Origin of the sequence: Enterobacter sp. MGH 24, assembly GCF_000493015.1 — a bacterium.
Classification (GTDB): domain Bacteria; phylum Pseudomonadota; class Gammaproteobacteria; order Enterobacterales; family Enterobacteriaceae; genus Enterobacter.
The window spans coordinates 2,077,976-2,093,378 of the sequence record NZ_KI535657.1; the positions used below are offsets into that span (position 1 = coordinate 2,077,976).

Annotated in this window: 14 protein-coding genes; 7 read left to right on the plus strand and 7 right to left on the minus strand. The window is 57.7% G+C overall.

Features of this window, described 5'->3' with window-relative positions:
- Nucleotides 1–20: 20 nt before the first annotated feature.
- From L370_RS11965 to L370_RS11950, 4 genes are all read right to left on the minus strand, one after another.
- Nucleotides 21–710, minus strand: a complete 690-nt coding sequence (locus L370_RS11965; protein ID WP_023334437.1) for a DUF1120 domain-containing protein — start codon at nucleotides 708–710, stop codon at nucleotides 21–23.
- Nucleotides 711–767: 57 nt separating this feature from the next.
- Nucleotides 768–1,466 (minus strand): DUF1120 domain-containing protein, encoded by a 699-nt coding sequence (locus L370_RS11960; protein WP_023334438.1) that lies wholly within the window; start codon nucleotides 1,464–1,466, stop codon nucleotides 768–770.
- Between the two features lie 289 nt (nucleotides 1,467–1,755).
- Complete coding sequence (gene lplA, locus L370_RS11955; protein WP_023334439.1) at nucleotides 1,756–2,772, minus strand: lipoate--protein ligase LplA; 1,017 nt, start codon at nucleotides 2,770–2,772, stop codon at nucleotides 1,756–1,758.
- Between the two features lie 39 nt (nucleotides 2,773–2,811).
- Nucleotides 2,812–3,456, minus strand: a complete 645-nt coding sequence (locus tag L370_RS11950) for a YtjB family periplasmic protein (protein ID WP_023334440.1) — start codon at nucleotides 3,454–3,456, stop codon at nucleotides 2,812–2,814.
- A gap of 117 nt (nucleotides 3,457–3,573) precedes the next feature.
- On the opposite strand from L370_RS11950, the gene serB reads away from it, so the two are divergent.
- The 3 genes from serB to nadR all read left to right on the plus strand — a co-directional run bounded on the left by serB (nucleotide 3,574) and on the right by nadR (nucleotide 7,270).
- Nucleotides 3,574–4,542, plus strand: coding sequence for a phosphoserine phosphatase (gene serB, locus L370_RS11945; protein ID WP_023334441.1), 969 nt, complete (start codon nucleotides 3,574–3,576; stop codon nucleotides 4,540–4,542).
- A 74-nt stretch (nucleotides 4,543–4,616) separates the two neighbouring features.
- A complete protein-coding gene (radA, locus tag L370_RS11940) occupies nucleotides 4,617–6,002 on the plus strand; it encodes a DNA repair protein RadA (RefSeq protein ID WP_014068810.1) in 1,386 nt (461 codons plus the stop codon).
- Nucleotides 6,003–6,037: 35 nt separating this feature from the next.
- Nucleotides 6,038–7,270, plus strand: a complete 1,233-nt coding sequence (gene nadR, locus L370_RS11935) for a multifunctional transcriptional regulator/nicotinamide-nucleotide adenylyltransferase/ribosylnicotinamide kinase NadR (RefSeq protein ID WP_023334442.1) — start codon at nucleotides 6,038–6,040, stop codon at nucleotides 7,268–7,270.
- Between the two features lie 65 nt (nucleotides 7,271–7,335).
- Here nadR and L370_RS11930 read toward each other — a convergent pair whose 3' ends face one another.
- The gene (locus L370_RS11930) at nucleotides 7,336–8,337 is read right to left on the minus strand and encodes a zinc-binding alcohol dehydrogenase family protein (RefSeq protein WP_023334443.1); all 1,002 of its coding nucleotides are present in this window, start codon (nucleotides 8,335–8,337) and stop codon (nucleotides 7,336–7,338) included.
- 108 nt (nucleotides 8,338–8,445) lie between these two features.
- Between L370_RS11930 and L370_RS11925 the strand changes: the two genes are divergently transcribed.
- Nucleotides 8,446–9,345, plus strand: a complete 900-nt coding sequence (locus tag L370_RS11925; protein WP_023334444.1) for a LysR family transcriptional regulator — start codon at nucleotides 8,446–8,448, stop codon at nucleotides 9,343–9,345.
- 226 nt (nucleotides 9,346–9,571) lie between these two features.
- On the plus strand, nucleotides 9,572–10,558 hold the full coding sequence (locus L370_RS11920) for an IS110 family transposase (RefSeq protein ID WP_023334272.1): 987 nt from the start codon (nucleotides 9,572–9,574) through the stop codon (nucleotides 10,556–10,558).
- A 67-nt stretch (nucleotides 10,559–10,625) separates the two neighbouring features.
- On the opposite strand, the gene ettA is transcribed toward L370_RS11920, so the two are convergent.
- Nucleotides 10,626–12,293: an energy-dependent translational throttle protein EttA gene (gene ettA / locus L370_RS11915; protein WP_023334445.1), complete on the minus strand. Its 1,668-nt coding sequence runs from the start codon at nucleotides 12,291–12,293 to the stop codon at nucleotides 10,626–10,628.
- Between the two features lie 227 nt (nucleotides 12,294–12,520).
- Between ettA and sltY the strand changes: the two genes are divergently transcribed.
- Entirely contained in the window at nucleotides 12,521–14,458 is a 1,938-nt protein-coding gene (gene sltY, locus L370_RS11910; RefSeq protein ID WP_023334446.1) for a murein transglycosylase, read from the plus strand.
- A 55-nt stretch (nucleotides 14,459–14,513) separates the two neighbouring features.
- Entirely contained in the window at nucleotides 14,514–14,843 is a 330-nt protein-coding gene (gene trpR, locus L370_RS11905) for a trp operon repressor (protein ID WP_010427104.1), read from the plus strand.
- 27 nt (nucleotides 14,844–14,870) lie between these two features.
- On the opposite strand, the gene yjjX is transcribed toward trpR, so the two are convergent.
- Nucleotides 14,871–15,386 carry an inosine/xanthosine triphosphatase gene (yjjX, locus tag L370_RS11900; protein WP_023334447.1) on the minus strand — a complete coding sequence of 172 codons (516 nt, stop codon included), beginning with the start codon at nucleotides 15,384–15,386 and terminating at the stop codon, nucleotides 14,871–14,873.
- Nucleotides 15,387–15,403: the final 17 nt, after the last annotated feature.

The following is a 15,403-nucleotide window of genomic DNA, read 5'->3' on the forward strand; positions in this document are numbered from 1 at the left end:
ACGCAATAGTGTGCTGAATATCAGAGATATTTAACGGTGATTGTCGCCTGACCGTCCAGGTTAGTATCATCGGTGACGGCCAGCGCTGCGGTGCTCTGGATTGCCAGTGATGTTTTCAGCGGGAAAATAGCCGTGGTGAAAGCAAGAGGAGCGGTTGAACCCGTCGCCGCAACGGTCATCACTTCAGCATTACCGTTCTTTATGATACCGGTGGTGGTTTTTTGCCACGTAGGGCTAACCGTCGTACCTGAAATCGCGTCAACTTTTACGCCATCGGCGGTCACGTTGCTGATATCGGTAAAGATCGAGTAGGCGCCAATTTTTACGTCGCCTGTGGTTTTACCTACACCGTAGGACATGCTGGTATCGGATACTGCGCCGTTAGCGGCATCTGCGTTGTTGATGGTGATGACAGATGCGCCCGGATGGGTATCCGCGCGATCGTCGGTGATGGTCCAGCCTGCTTTCGTCGCCGCCGGGCAGGTAATGGTCAGGCTGATATTTTGGGTGCCCAACTGGTTGATGCCAGTGGAAGACAGATCGGACAGGTGAATACGGCCATAATCAACGGTGCCGCCTTTGTTCAATGTAGGGGTACATGCCGCCACGGACAGCACGCCGGTGACTTTCAGTAAGGCAGTGGTCGCTGCATTGGCAGCACCTGAAGCAAGTACCGCTGCAACAGCAGTGGCAACTAAAATCTTTTTCATCGTTGTTCCTTAACGGGGATAAATTATCGCGTCAGCGTCAGTTGGCGCATGAAAAAATTACATATAAATCAGGGTAAGGGTGGCCTGGCCATCAAGTGTCGTGTTGTCGGTAATGGCCAGCGCATCCGTGTTTTGAACGGCTAATGCGACGCGTAAAGGAAATTCTGCATTGGTAAAGGCAACGGGTATGCCTGCCGCACTGCCTAAGCTGTACTCGTATATACCACTGTTGTTCAGAAGGTCTTTGTCATCGGTCCATACACTCCATTCGGTGTCTAAGTCATAGCCTGGCGTGGCTCGCACAACCGACTGTGTTTCACCGTCTGCAATAACCGCGCTTCGGTTTAGCGCAACAGAGTAGGCGCCGATATTGACATTGCCTGCCGTTTTCCCGACGCCGTAACGGATAGAGTTGGTCCAGGCGGTCTCGTTAGGGGTGGTAAAGCTGGTGTGTTCAACGATGATATTTGCTGTAGAGTCAGCACGATCGTCACTGATAGTAAAACCAACCTTGGTTGGCGCGGTGCAGGAAATTTTGAAGGAGAGGTCTTTGTTGCCTAACTGGTTTGTCTCTGTTGCAGACAATTCATTGATGTATTTGGTGCCAAAATCCACCACGCCGCCACCGTCCAGACTCGGGGTACAAGCATCGTTGGTCAGTACACCTGCCACTTTTAATACTGCGGTAGATTCAGCCGCGTGCGCAGCCGCAGACAAAGACAATGCAACCGCGGTTGCAATCAGTAATTTTTTCATCGTTAATCCTTAACGAGTGTGAGAAGAGAATTACAGCAAAAAGAAAGATTATTTCCGGAAGGCTATTTTCTGAGGGGCGGGGCTATTCGTCTATTTAGTTAATCTTGAAAAGATATGTAGTAATGATGAATAGTTTTGTTTCGTGCATATTTGCCAGAAATCGTTGCGATTTCTGGCAGGAATATATAAACATTACCTATTGATTTTATTATTTTTCAGTGCGTAATCATGAGCCTGTTTATGATGCAAGGGATAAATGAGAAATTCTTGCTCTTTATCATTTTTCATCTTACCGCACTGCGCCAGCAATCCACGCCGACAGCTCCCGCAGCTCTTTTTCCTGCTCCGGAAAATCCCCAATCAACGCGTCGCATTCCTGCTGCAGCATATCCGCCCGGTACAAACAGCCCTGCAAACGAGCCGCCAGCGCCTCTAACGGTGCCGGGTTCAGGCTATCGGTAAACACCTGCGTGCGGGTGATATGGCCTTTCTCCACGTCAAAATGCAGCTCCACGCCGCCCCAGGTAAAACGCTCATCCAGCAGGTGGGAAAACGCAGGCGCCTGACCGAAGTTCCACTCCCAGCTGCTCTGGCGGGCGAAGGTGTCGGCGAAGTTGGGCAGGTCCGGGGTTTTGTCAGGGGAGATCGCTTCTGCTTCCACGCGCTCGCCGTAGTGTGCAAAGAACGCGTCACGAATCGCATCACAAATCTGCTCGTGCGTAATGCCTGGCAGCAATTCAACCAGATTTGCCACGCGGCCGCGCACGGAGGTGATCCCTTTAGCCTGGAGCTTTTTCTTGTCAGGATTCAGGTAGTTCGCCAGACGGCTCAGGTCGGCGTTCAGCAACAGGGTGCCGTGGTGGAAGCCGCGATCCATCGTTTCGCGGTAGGCGGATCCGGAGACCTTCCGGTCGCCTTCGGGGGTTTTCACCACCAGATCGTTACGCCCGGACGCTTCCGCCGTCACGCCGAGTGAATTGAGCGCGTTGAGGACGATGGACGTTGAGATGGTTTTGTCGTATTCCGGTTTGCCCGCCATAAAGGTAAAGCAGGTATTGCCCAGATCGTGAAACACCGCGCCGCCGCCGCTGCTGCGGCGCGCGAGGCGAACGTTGTCCTCTTCCATACGCCGCGTATTGCACTCTTTCCACGGGTTTTGCGCGCGGCCGATGACCACCGTATCGGCGTTACGCCAGAGAAACAGTACGCGCTGGGTGGCGGGCATCTGGCGGAAGATGCACTCTTCTACCGCGAGATTAAACCAGGGATCGTAAGAGTCAGAGATAAGCAGGCGTAACGTCGTCATGGCAAAGTTCCTTTTCCGAATCGTTCGCCTACTTTATCACTAATCTTTCTTCTCGCTCTCTTCGTCTTCGGGGACGGATTTGCTGGCGGTCAGCAGGAACGGGGATTGCTGCCAGCGCGAGCGCTTGCCCCGAAGCAGGGTGCGTGCCAGCACAACGCCGATGGCGAGTGAAAGCAGCAGCATCAGGCGCAGAATATTGGTGGTATTATCGACCTGTTTGGCTTCAGTAGGCAGGGTGTGGGTATCGAGGGTCAGGCGCAGATAGCCCAGCGGACCATTCTTCCCCTGAATAGGTTCGACGATCTGCTGGTTAAAATAGCCCCCGGCTTTTTTACCGTCCAGCGCCAGCCTGTCGCGCACGTCGACGTGCTCGCCCGCGCGGGCAATCAGGTTGCCTTGCTCATCATAGACGCCGGCATCAAGAATGCGGCTATTCTCCGTGAGCTGGCGTAAAACTTGGCCTATTCGCTTATCGTCCGGCGTTTCGGTACGCATGGACGGCGCGACGTTGAGCGTCACCTGGCGTGCCAGCGTGCGGGCCAGCTCTTCAAACTGCGGGTTGCGTTGCCGTTGATGGTTCTGGCTAAACCACGATGCCCCTTGCATCAGCACCACTAATAGTGCGAGACAGGAGAGGACAATCACGGCGCGATGAAGCCGGAATTTCAGTTTTGCGCGAGCCATATTCCACCTGCTGAAAATTTACGGCTTAATGTTGCCAGAAGTGATGGTTACAGGGTAGCCTCATGCGTTATTTTCCCTCTGCAACCTTCCGGCGCGAACGAAATTACAGGAGCTTTAATGCCGAACATTACCTGGTGTGACCTGCCAACGGATGTCTCTTTATGGCCAGGATTGCCGCTCTCTTTAAGTGGCGATGAGGTGATGCCTCTGGATTACCATGCCGGTCGTAGCGGCTGGCTCCTCTACGGACGCGGTCTGGATAAGCAACGCCTGACCCAGTATCAAAGCAAGCTGGGCGCCGCGATGGTTATCGTCGCCGCCTGGTGCGTGGAAGACTACCAGGTTATTCGCCTGGCGGGTTCCCTGACGCAGCGCGCAACGCGTCTGGCGCATGACGCCGGGCTGGACGTCGCGCCGCTGGGTAAAATCCCTCACCTGAAAACCCCGGGCCTGCTGGTGATGGACATGGACTCGACCGCCATTCAGATCGAGTGCATTGACGAGATTGCGAAGCTGGCGGGCAGCGGCGAGCTGGTGGCGGAAGTCACCGAGCGTGCGATGCGCGGCGAGCTGGACTTCACCGCCAGCCTGCGCCAGCGCGTGGCGACGCTGAAAGGGGCCGATGCTAACATTCTGCGTCGGGTGCGCGACGTGCTGCCGCTGATGCCTGGGCTGACGCAGCTGGTGCTGAAGCTGCAGTCGCTGGGCTGGAAAGTGGCGATCGCCTCCGGTGGCTTCACCTTCTTCGCGGATTATCTGCGGGAAAAACTGCATCTGACCACCGTGGTGGCCAATGAACTGGAGATCATGGACGGCAAGCTGACCGGCCAGGTGATCGGCGATATCGTAGATGCCCAGTACAAAGCCAATACGCTGACGCGTCTCGCGGAAAAATATGAAATTCCGGTCGTCCAGACCGTCGCCATCGGGGACGGTGCGAACGATCTGCCGATGATCAAAGCCGCCGGTCTGGGCATTGCCTACCATGCCAAGCCAAAAGTGAATGAAAAGACGGAAGTCACTATCCGTCACGCTGACCTGATGGGGGTGTTCTGCATTCTCTCCGGCAGCATTAATCAGAAATAACGGTCTGCTTTGTAGGCCGGGTAAGCGTAAGCGCCACCCGGCACGCAGGCCGCACAGAAATAACGAGGTAAACCGTGGCGAAAGCTCCAAAACGCGCATTTGTCTGTAATGAATGTGGTGCGGATTATCCGCGCTGGCAGGGGCAATGCAGCGCCTGTCATGCCTGGAACACCATCACCGAAGTGCGTGGTGTGGCGGCTTCGCCGAGCGTGGCCCGCAACGAGCGCCTGAGCGGCTATGCCGGTAACGCGGGCGTGGCGAAGGTGCAAAAACTCTCGGACATCAGCCTCGAAGAGCTGCCGCGCTTCTCCACCGGGTTCAAAGAGTTTGACCGCGTGCTCGGCGGCGGCGTGGTGCCGGGCAGCGCGATCCTGATCGGCGGTAACCCGGGCGCGGGTAAATCGACCCTGCTGCTGCAAACGCTCTGCAAGCTCGCCGAACAGATGAAAACTCTGTACGTCACGGGCGAAGAGTCACTGCAGCAGGTGGCGATGCGCGCGCACCGTCTGGGCCTGCCGACCGGCAACCTGAACATGCTTTCCGAAACCAGCATCGAGCAGATCTGCATGATCGCCGAAGAAGAGCAGCCGAAGCTGATGGTGATCGACTCCATCCAGGTGATGCACATGGCGGACATTCAGTCTTCGCCGGGCAGCGTGGCGCAGGTGCGTGAAACCGCGGCCTACCTGACGCGCTTTGCCAAAACACGCGGGGTGGCAATTGTGATGGTCGGCCACGTGACCAAAGACGGCTCGCTGGCCGGACCGAAGGTGCTTGAGCACTGTATCGACTGCTCCGTGATGCTCGACGGCGACGCGGATTCCCGCTTCCGTACCCTGCGCAGCCACAAGAACCGCTTTGGGGCGGTGAACGAACTGGGCGTGTTTGCCATGACCGAACAGGGGCTGCGTGAAGTCAGCAACCCGTCGGCCATCTTCCTGAGCCGTGGCGATGAGATCACCTCCGGCAGCTCGGTGATGGTGCTGTGGGAAGGGACGCGCCCGCTGCTTGTCGAAATTCAGGCGCTGGTGGACGTGTCGATGATGGGCAACCCGCGGCGCGTGGCGGTCGGTCTGGAACAGAACCGCCTGGCGATCCTGCTGGCGGTGCTGCACCGTCACGGCGGGCTGCAGATGGCGGATCAGGATGTCTTCGTGAACGTGGTGGGCGGCGTCAAAGTTACGGAGACCAGCGCAGACCTGGCGCTGCTGCTGGCGATGGTCTCCAGCCTGCGCGACCGACCGCTGCCGCAGGATCTGGTGGTATTTGGTGAGGTAGGGCTGGCTGGCGAGATCCGCCCGGTGCCGAGCGGGCAGGAGCGTATCTCCGAGGCGGCGAAACACGGCTTCCGCCGGGCGATCGTTCCCGCTGCCAACGTGCCGAAAAAAATCCCGGAAGGGATGCAGGTATTTGGCGTGAAGAAACTCGCAGATGCGTTAAATGTCTTTGACGACTTATAATTACGTATTCGATTTTGCAGGAGGCACCGTAATTTATGTCATCATTTGACTACATCAAGACCGCAATCCGCCAGAAGGGCTGCACGCTGCAGCAGGTGGCGGACGCCAGCGGCATGACCAAAGGCTACCTGAGCCAGCTGCTGAACGCCAAAATCAAAAGCCCCAGCGCGCAGAAGCTGGAAGCGCTGCACCGCTTTCTGGGGCTGGAATTCCCGCGTATGCAAAAGAACATCGGCGTGGTGTTCGGCAAGTTTTACCCGCTGCATACCGGGCATATCTATCTGATCCAGCGCGCCTGTAGCCAGGTGGACGAGCTGCACATCATCATGGGCTACGACGAAACCCGCGACCGTCAGCTGTTTGAAGACAGCGCCATGTCGCAGCAGCCGACCGTGCCGGACCGCCTGCGCTGGCTGCTCCAGACCTTTAAGTATCAGAAAAACATTCGTATTCATGCCTTTAACGAAGAGGGCATGGAGCCGTATCCACACGGCTGGGACGTGTGGAGCAACGGCATCAAAGCGTTTATGGAAGAGAAGGGCATTGCGCCTAACTGGATCTACACCTCTGAAGAGTCCGACGCGCCGCAGTTCAGCGAGCATCTGGGCATCGAGACGGTGCTGATCGACCCGAAACGCACCTTCATGAACATCAGCGGGGCGCAGATCCGCGAGAATCCGTTCCGCTACTGGGATTACATTCCGACCGAAGTGAAGCCGTTCTTCGTGCGTACGGTGGCGATCCTCGGCGGCGAGTCGAGCGGTAAATCGACGCTGGTCAACAAGCTGGCGAACATCTTCAATACCACCAGCGCGTGGGAGTATGGCCGCGATTATGTCTTCTCGCACCTTGGCGGCGACGAGATGGCGCTGCAGTATTCCGACTATGACAAAATCGCACTTGGTCATGCTCAGTACATTGATTTTGCGGTGAAATATGCCAACAAGGTGGCGTTTATCGATACCGATTTCGTCACCACGCAGGCGTTCTGTAAAAAATACGAAGGGCGCGAGCACCCGTTCGTGCAGGCGCTGATTGACGAATACCGCTTTGACCTGGTGATCCTGCTGGAGAACAACACTCCGTGGGTCGCTGACGGCATGCGCAGCCTCGGCAGCTCCGTGGACAGGCGAGAGTTTCAGACCATGCTGGTGGAGATGCTCAATGAGAACAACGTTGAGTTTGTGCATGTGGAAGAGTCGGACTACGACTCCCGCTTCCTGCGCTGCGTCGAGCTGGTGAAGGAGATGATGGGGGAGCAGGGGTAAAAAACTTACCCCTCACCCTAACCCTCTCCCTGTGGGAGAGGGCCGGGGTGAGGGAATCAAATCACTCAATACTCAACCACCACTTTCCCGCGCATATGCCCCTCCAGCACCTTACGGTGCGCCTCGGTAATGCTTTCCACGCTCAGCCCGTGCAGCGTTTCACTCAGCGAACTTTCCACCACGCCGTTATCCACCAGCTTCGCCACCTCATTGAGGATCTCACCCTGACGCGCCATATCCGCCGTCTGGTACATGCTGCGGGTGTACATAAACTCCCAGTGCAGCGCGGCGGATTTGGACTTCAGCTTGTCCTGGTTCAGCGGACGTTCATTCTCAACGATGGAACAGATATGCCCTTGCGGCGCAATCAGGTCGCTGACCGCATCCCAGTGCCCGTCGGTATCGTTGAGGATAAAAATGTAATCCACAAAGGTGAGCCCCTGTTTCGCCAGTTCACCCTTCAGGTCGCGGTAATTTACGACAACGTCAGCCCCGCGATCGCGGCACCACCGGGCGGAATCTTCCCGGGAAGCGGTTGCGACGATCTTCACCTTGCTGTTGTGCTTCGCAAACGGGATCGCCAGCGATCCCACCCCGCCCGCGCCGCCGATGATCAGCAGCGTTTTGTCCGCCCCTGCATCCTGAATGTTCAGCCGTTCAAACAGGCCTTCCCACGCGGTGAGCGCGGTTAAGGGCAGCGCAGCGGCAGCCGCCCAGCCGAGGCTGGCGGGCTTGCGCCCGACAATCCGCGCATCGATCAGCTGATGCGTGGTGTTGCTGCCCGGGCGGGTGATGTCGCCCGCGTACCACACCTCGTCACCCGGTTTGAATCCGGTGACGCCAGCCCCTACCGCTTTGACGATCCCGCTGGCATCCCAGCCGAGAATGCGCGGCTCGTTCAGCCCGTTTTTAGCGATGCCCGCGTGGACTTTGGTATCGACCGGGTTAACGGAGACGGCCTTCACCTCCACCAGCAGATCGTGCTCGCCGGGCTGCGGCATCGGCGGAGTGATTTCAATGAAAGCAGAGGGATTTTCCGGGTTAACGGCAATGGCTTTAACTGACATGGTGTGCTCCTCAATGGCATGCGTTTTATTGAGGCTAGTCTATTAAGTGGCCAGCTGCGTGATAAGATGGACAATCAAGAACTCAGCGTTCGTACAGGATGAACAATCATGTTTAAACAGCTGCAGGATATGGCGCTGTTCGCACTGGTGGCGGAGATGGGCAGCTTTACCGCGGCTGCTCAGAAAGCCGAACTGCCGAAATCCAGCGTTAGCCAGCGAATTAGCCAGCTGGAGCAGCAGGTGGGGATCCGCCTGCTTAACCGCACCACGCGCAGGATCAGCCTGACGTTTGCGGGCGAGCACTATCTGGTGCACTGTCGCGAGATGCTGGCGGCCAGCGAGCGGGCGGAGTACGCCATTCAGCGCCTGCGCGATAACCCCAGCGGGCGGCTGCGCATCACCTGTCCGGCAGGGATTGGGGCGACGCTGCTGGCGCACATGAATGCCGAGTTCCAGCTTCGCTATCCTGACGTTTCGCTGGATGTGTCTATTTCTGACGACGTGGTGGATCTGGTCGAGGCCGGTTTTGACGTGGCGCTGCGCACCGGCAAGCCGCAGGACTCCTCTCTGATTGGCCGGATGATCGGGCACTGCCCGCGCTACATGCTGGCCTCGCCGGACTATCTGGCGCGTCGGGAGCCGTTAATTCATCCCCGTCAGCTGGTGGAACACCGCTGCATTACGCACCGGGCGTGGTCGGAGTGGCTTCTGCGAAGCGAGGGCGAGGATTACCGCTATCTGCCGGATAACGCGCACATGACCGATAATCTGGTATACGCCCGCGAGTGTGCGATTGCCGGCGCGGGGATCACGCTCTTACCCGCGTTTCTGCTGGAGGATAAGGTCGAAAAGGGGGCGCTTGTGAAGGTGCTGCCGGAGTGGAGCGTTGAAGGCAACGATCTGTGGCTTGCCTACCCGAGCCGCAAGCTGAACTCGCCCGCGCTGATGAGCTATATCGACTTTGCGATGCAGTTTGATGAGGTGAAGCGGTATTACGTGGACAAATAAAAAAGCCGGGTGGCGGCTTCGCCTTACCCGGCCTTGTATTATCCCCCGTACAGAAAGAACCGGCCAGTTCTTTCTGTCAGGCAGTCCACATGCCGTACCCGGCCTCAGGCCACGAGCCCGTATTGTAGATCCCTGCAGTGGACTGCCCCTTCTCCACAAGTGACAAACCGGACAGTATCATGGACCGGTTTTTCCGGTAATCCGCATTCACAAGGTTGGTTTCACTATGGAACAGGAACTTCACTTTATTGGTATCGATGTCTCCAAAGCTAAGCTGGATATCGATGTGTTGCGACCTGATGGCCGTCACCGCAGCAAAAAGTTTGCCAACACCCCTAAAGGCCACGAGGAGCTGCTCAGCTGGCTCCGCAGCCATAATGTGGCTCCGGCACATATCTGCATGGAGGCGACCAGCACCTATATGGAAGACGCCGCGGCGTCCCTCAGTGATGCCGGTTTCACCGTATCCATCATCAACCCTGCTCTGGGTAAAGCCTTTGCGCAGAGCGAAGGCCTGCGCAGTAAAACCGATGCCGTCGATGCCCGTATGCTGGCAGAGTTCTGCCGGCAGAAACGTCCGGCAGCCTGGGAGGCTCCCCATCCGCTGGAGCGCGCGTTGCGGGCGCTGGTACTGCGTCATCAGTCCCTGACGGACATGCACACGCAGGAGTTGAACCGCCGGGAGACGGCGCGGGAAGTGCAGATGCCGAGCATCGACGCGCACCTCCTGTGGCTGGAAGCGGAGTTGAAGCGGCTGGAGAAACAGATAAAGGACCTGACGGATGACGACCCGGACCTGAAGCACCGGCGAAAACTGCTGGACAGCATACCGGGTATCGGTGAAAAGACGTCCGCCGTACTGCTGGCGTATGTGGGGCTGAAGGACAGGTTCGGTCAGGCGCGGCAGTTCGCGGCGTTCGCAGGGCTGACACCGCGGCAGCATGAATCCGGAAGCAGCGTAACCAGGGCAAGCAGGATGAGTAAGGCAGGCCATGTCTCGCTTCGCAGGGCGCTGTATATGCCCGCGATGGTTGCGCTGTACAAAACGGAGTGGGGAAAAGCGTTCAGGACACGTCTGGAAAAGAACGGCAAGGGAGCGAAGCTGATAATCGGAGCGATGATGCGTAAGCTGGCGCAGGTGGCGTATGGCGTCCTGAAATCAGGACGCCCGTTCGATGCCACGTTGCACCAGGAAAATGCTTGCGTCGCATAACAGTATCTACAAACAGCGCAGAACCGTAGGCCGGGTAAGCGTGAGCGCCACCCGGCTTTTTGGGCACTTACTTAGAAATACGCTTGTACTTAATACGCTTCGGCTCCAGCGCGTCGGCGCCCAGCGTGCGTTTCTTGTACTCTTCGTATTCGGTGAAGTTACCTTCGAAGAACTCCACTTTGCCTTCATCCTGGTAGTCCAGAATGTGGGTCGCGATACGGTCCAGGAACCAGCGGTCGTGCGAGATAACCATCGCGCAGCCCGGGAACTCCAGCAGGGCGTTTTCCAGCGCGCGCAGGGTTTCGATATCCAGGTCGTTTGTTGGTTCATCGAGCAGCAGTACGTTACCGCCCACCTGCAGCAGCTTAGCCAGGTGCAGACGACCGCGCTCACCGCCGGACAGCTCGCCCACGCGTTTGCCCTGGTCGGTGCCTTTGAAGTTGAAGCGGCCAACATAGGCGCGGCTTGGCATCTCGGTGTTGCCGATACGCATGATATCCAGACCGCCGGAGACTTCTTCCCACACGGTTTTGCTGTTATCCATCGCGTCACGGAACTGGTCAACGGAGGCCAGCTTCACGGTTTCACCCAGGGTGATAGAGCCGCTGTCAGGCTGTTCCTGACCGGACATCATGCGGAACAGGGTCGATTTACCCGCGCCGTTCGGACCGATGATGCCAACGATAGCGCCTTTCGGTACGGAGAAGCTCAGGTCGTCAATCAGCAGGCGGTCGCCGTAAGACTTACGCAGATTGCTGACTTCAACCACTTTATCCCCCAGACGTGCTCCAGGCGGAATAAACAGTTCGTTGGTTTCGTTACGTTTCTGGTATTCGGTGTTGTTCAGCTCTTCAAAGCGTGCCAGACGGGCTTTGCCCTTAGACTGACGGCCTTTCGCGCCCTGACGCACCCACTCCAGCTCTTTCTCGATAGACTTACGACGCGCCGCTTCCTGAGAAGCTTCCTGCGCCAGACGCTGATCTTTCTGCTCCAGCCAGGAGGAGTAGTTGCCTTCCCACGGAATACCTTCGCCGCGGTCCAGCTCCAGGATCCAGCCAGCGACGTTGTCGAGGAAGTAACGGTCGTGGGTAATCGCCACAACGGTGCCTTCGAAGTCGTGCAGGAAGCGCTCCAGCCACGCCACGGATTCCGCATCCAGGTGGTTGGTGGGTTCGTCGAGCAGCAGCATGTCTGGTTTTTCCAGCAGCAGGCGGCACAGCGCCACGCGGCGGCGTTCACCCCCGGAGAGGTTCGCGATTTTCGCATCCCAGTCCGGCAGACGCAGGGCATCCGCCGCGCGCTCCAGCTGCACGTTCAGGTTGTGGCCGTCGTGCGCCTGGATAATCTCTTCATACTTGCCCTGCTGCGCGGCCAGCTTGTCGAAGTCCGCATCCGGCTCGGCGTATTTGGCATACACTTCATCCAGACCTTTCAGGGCGTTAACCACTTCGGAAACCGCTTCTTCAACGGATTCGCGAACGGTGTGTTCCGGGTTCAGCTGAGGTTCCTGCGGCAGGTAACCAATCTTGATGCCAGGCTGCGGACGGGCTTCACCTTCGATGTCTGTATCAATCCCGGCCATGATGCGCAGCAGGGTGGACTTACCGGCACCGTTGAGACCCAGAACACCGATTTTTGCGCCCGGGAAGAAGCTCAGCGAGATATTTTTAAGAATATGACGTTTCGGCGGGACAACTTTGCCGACACGATGCATGGTATAAACGAATTGAGCCACGTTGGACTTCGCCTCTTTTATCGTAATGAGAAGGAATTTCAGCCTCGAAGTGTAGCCTTTTTCACGTCCTAATCCCAGCCAGGAACGTCGGGAGTGTTAAAACGCGCAAGAAAGGTAAAAAAGTGTCCATGACGTGGCGCGTTGAAGAATGCCTGGTTAGCATAAGTTAATTAGACTTTGACGTGGCAAGACGCTGCAATTGACGAAAAAACAATGAGGAAGAGCTTGTGGAAAAAGCCAAACGGGTGGTCTGGCGTCTGCTGGCTGCCAGCGTATGCGTAATGGCGGTAAGCCAGGCGGTGCATGCCGATTCACTGGATGAACAACGTAACCGCTACGCCCAGATTAAACAGGCGTGGGACAACAAGCAGATGGATACCGTACAGGCGCTGATGCCGACGCTAAAGGATTATCCGCTGTATCCGTATCTGGAGTATCGCCAGATAACCGACGATCTCATGAACCAACCCACCGTCACCGTGAATAACTTCATTCAGGCGAACCCGACCCTGCCGCCAGCCCGAAATCTCCAGTCTCGTTTTGTGAATGAGCTGGCGCGTCGCGAAGACTGGCGCGGGCTGCTGGCATTCAGCCCTGAAAAACCGAATACCACCGAAGCCCAGTGTAACTATTACTACGCGAAATGGGCGACCGGCCAGCAGGAAGAGGCCTGGGCCGGGGCGAAAGATCTGTGGCTTACCGGGAAAAACCAGCCGAACGCCTGTGATTCCCTGTTTGGGGCATGGCGTGCTTCCGGCAAGCAGGATCCGCTGGCCTACCTCGAGCGCATTCGCCTGGCGATGAAAGCGGGCAACACGCGTCTGGTGACCACGCTGGCGGGGCAGATGCCGTCCGATTACCAGACGATCTCTACCGCGGTTATCTCGCTGGCTAACGATCCGAACAGCGTGCTGACCTTTGCCCGCAGTACGGGCGCGACCGATTTTACCCGCCAGATGGCGGCGGTGGCCTTTGCCAGCGTGGCGCGTGACGATGTGGAAAACGCGCGGCTGATGATCCCGCAGCTGGTGCAGGCGCAGCAGCTTAATGAGGAGCAAACCCAGGAGCTGCGCGACATTGTGGCGTGGCGACTGATGGGCACCGACGTGACCGATGAACAGGCGCGCTGGCGTGACGATGCCATTATGCGTTCGAACTCCACGTCGCTGGTGGAACGCCGCGTGCGCATGGCGCTGGGCACGGGCGATCGCCGTGGGCTGAATACCTGGCTCGCGCGGTTGCCGATGGAGGCCAAAGAGAAGGACGAATGGCGCTACTGGCAGGCCGATCTGCTGATGGAGCGCGGTCGTGATGATGAGGCCAAAGAGATCCTCCATACGCTGATGCAGCAGCGCGGATTTTACCCGATGGCAGCCGCGCAGCGTCTGGGCGAGGAGTACACCTTCCGCATTGATAAAGCGCCTGCTAACGCGAACCCGGCGCTGACGCAGGGGCCAGAAATGGCGCGCGTTCGCGAGCTGATGTACTGGAATATGGATAACACCGCGCGCAGCGAGTGGGCGAATCTGGTCACCAGCCGCACCACCGACGAGAAAGCCCAGCTTGCCCGCTACGCCTTTGATAATCACTGGTGGGATCTCAGCGTGCAGGCGACGATCGCCGGCAAGCTCTGGGATCATCTCGAAGAGCGTTTCCCGCTGGCGTACAAAGATCTGTTCGATCGCTACACCAGCGGCAAAGATATCCCGCAAAGCTACGCGATGGCGATTGCCCGCCAGGAGAGCGCCTGGAACCCGAAAGTCCGTTCCCCGGTGGGTGCCAGCGGCCTGATGCAGATTATGCCGGGCACGGCGACGCACACGGTGAAGATGTTTAATATTCCTGGGTACAGCAGCCCGTCACAGCTCCTGGATCCGGATACCAACATCAACATCGGTACCAGCTATCTCCAGTACGTGTATCAGCAGTTCGGCAATAACCGCATCTTCTCTTCGGCGGCGTATAACGCGGGGCCTGGACGCGTGCGTACCTGGCTCGGCAACAGCGCCGGACGCATCGACGCCGTGGCGTTTGTCGAGAGCATCCCGTTCTCGGAAACGCGCGGCTACGTGAAGAACGTGCTGGCCTATGACGCTTACTATCGCTACTTCATGGGGCAGAAAGATACCCTGATGAGCGATGCCGAGTGGCAGAGACGTTACTGATCGGCGTGGGTTGTGTTATGCTGTACTCGCTAATGAGTACAAGAGGCAGCGTAACATGACCCAGCATTCCCCGTATTCCTCGGCAATGGCCGAACAACGTCATCAGGAGTGGCTTCGTTTTGTGGAGCTGCTTCGCCAGTCTTACGAACAGGATCTGCACTTACCCCTGATGCAACTGATGCTCACGCCGGACGAGCGCGAGGCGCTGGGCACGCGCGTGCGGATCATTGAGGAGCTGCTGCGCGGCGAGATGAGCCAGCGTGAGCTGAAAAATGAGCTCGGCGCGGGCATTGCAACGATCACCCGCGGCTCGAACAGCCTGAAGTCTGCGCCGGTTGAGCTGCGCCAGTGGCTGGAAGCGGTATTGCTGAAAAACGCCGGATGACGACTGCGCCTTATCCGGCCTGGAAACTTACCGATAAATCGCGTTATGGAACGGGCTTAACGCCAGAATCACCGCCTGGTGGTAAACGCCTGAACGCGTCAGCGCGCCTGCGGTAAAGACGCCAATCGCCCCTTCTTTACGGCCAATCTCATCGATGCCGGTGTACTGCGACATCACCGGCCCGAGCGCTTCACCCGCACGGACTTTTTCCAGAATGATCTCCGGCAGCGGCAGGGTGGCCGAACGCGCTTCACCGCGCTGCTCGCGGCTTTCGATGACCACCCAGCTAAAGGTTGCGCCTTCGTCGATACCTGCTTCAATCGCGACCCAAAAGTCCGCATTCGGTGCTGCGGCCTTAGCGTTTGCCACGCGATTTCGTGCGCCAGCGCGCGTTTCCTCGCTGCCAAACGGCTGTTCAGGAACGCCACTCTCGACGCCGATGGCCTCAATATGGCAGGATCCTGCGCCGAAGATCTCGTCAAATGCCCTTAGAATTGCCTGAATTTTGGCAGGATTAGTGGTAGCAGAGACAACATGGTGCATAATTAAGCTCGATTCAA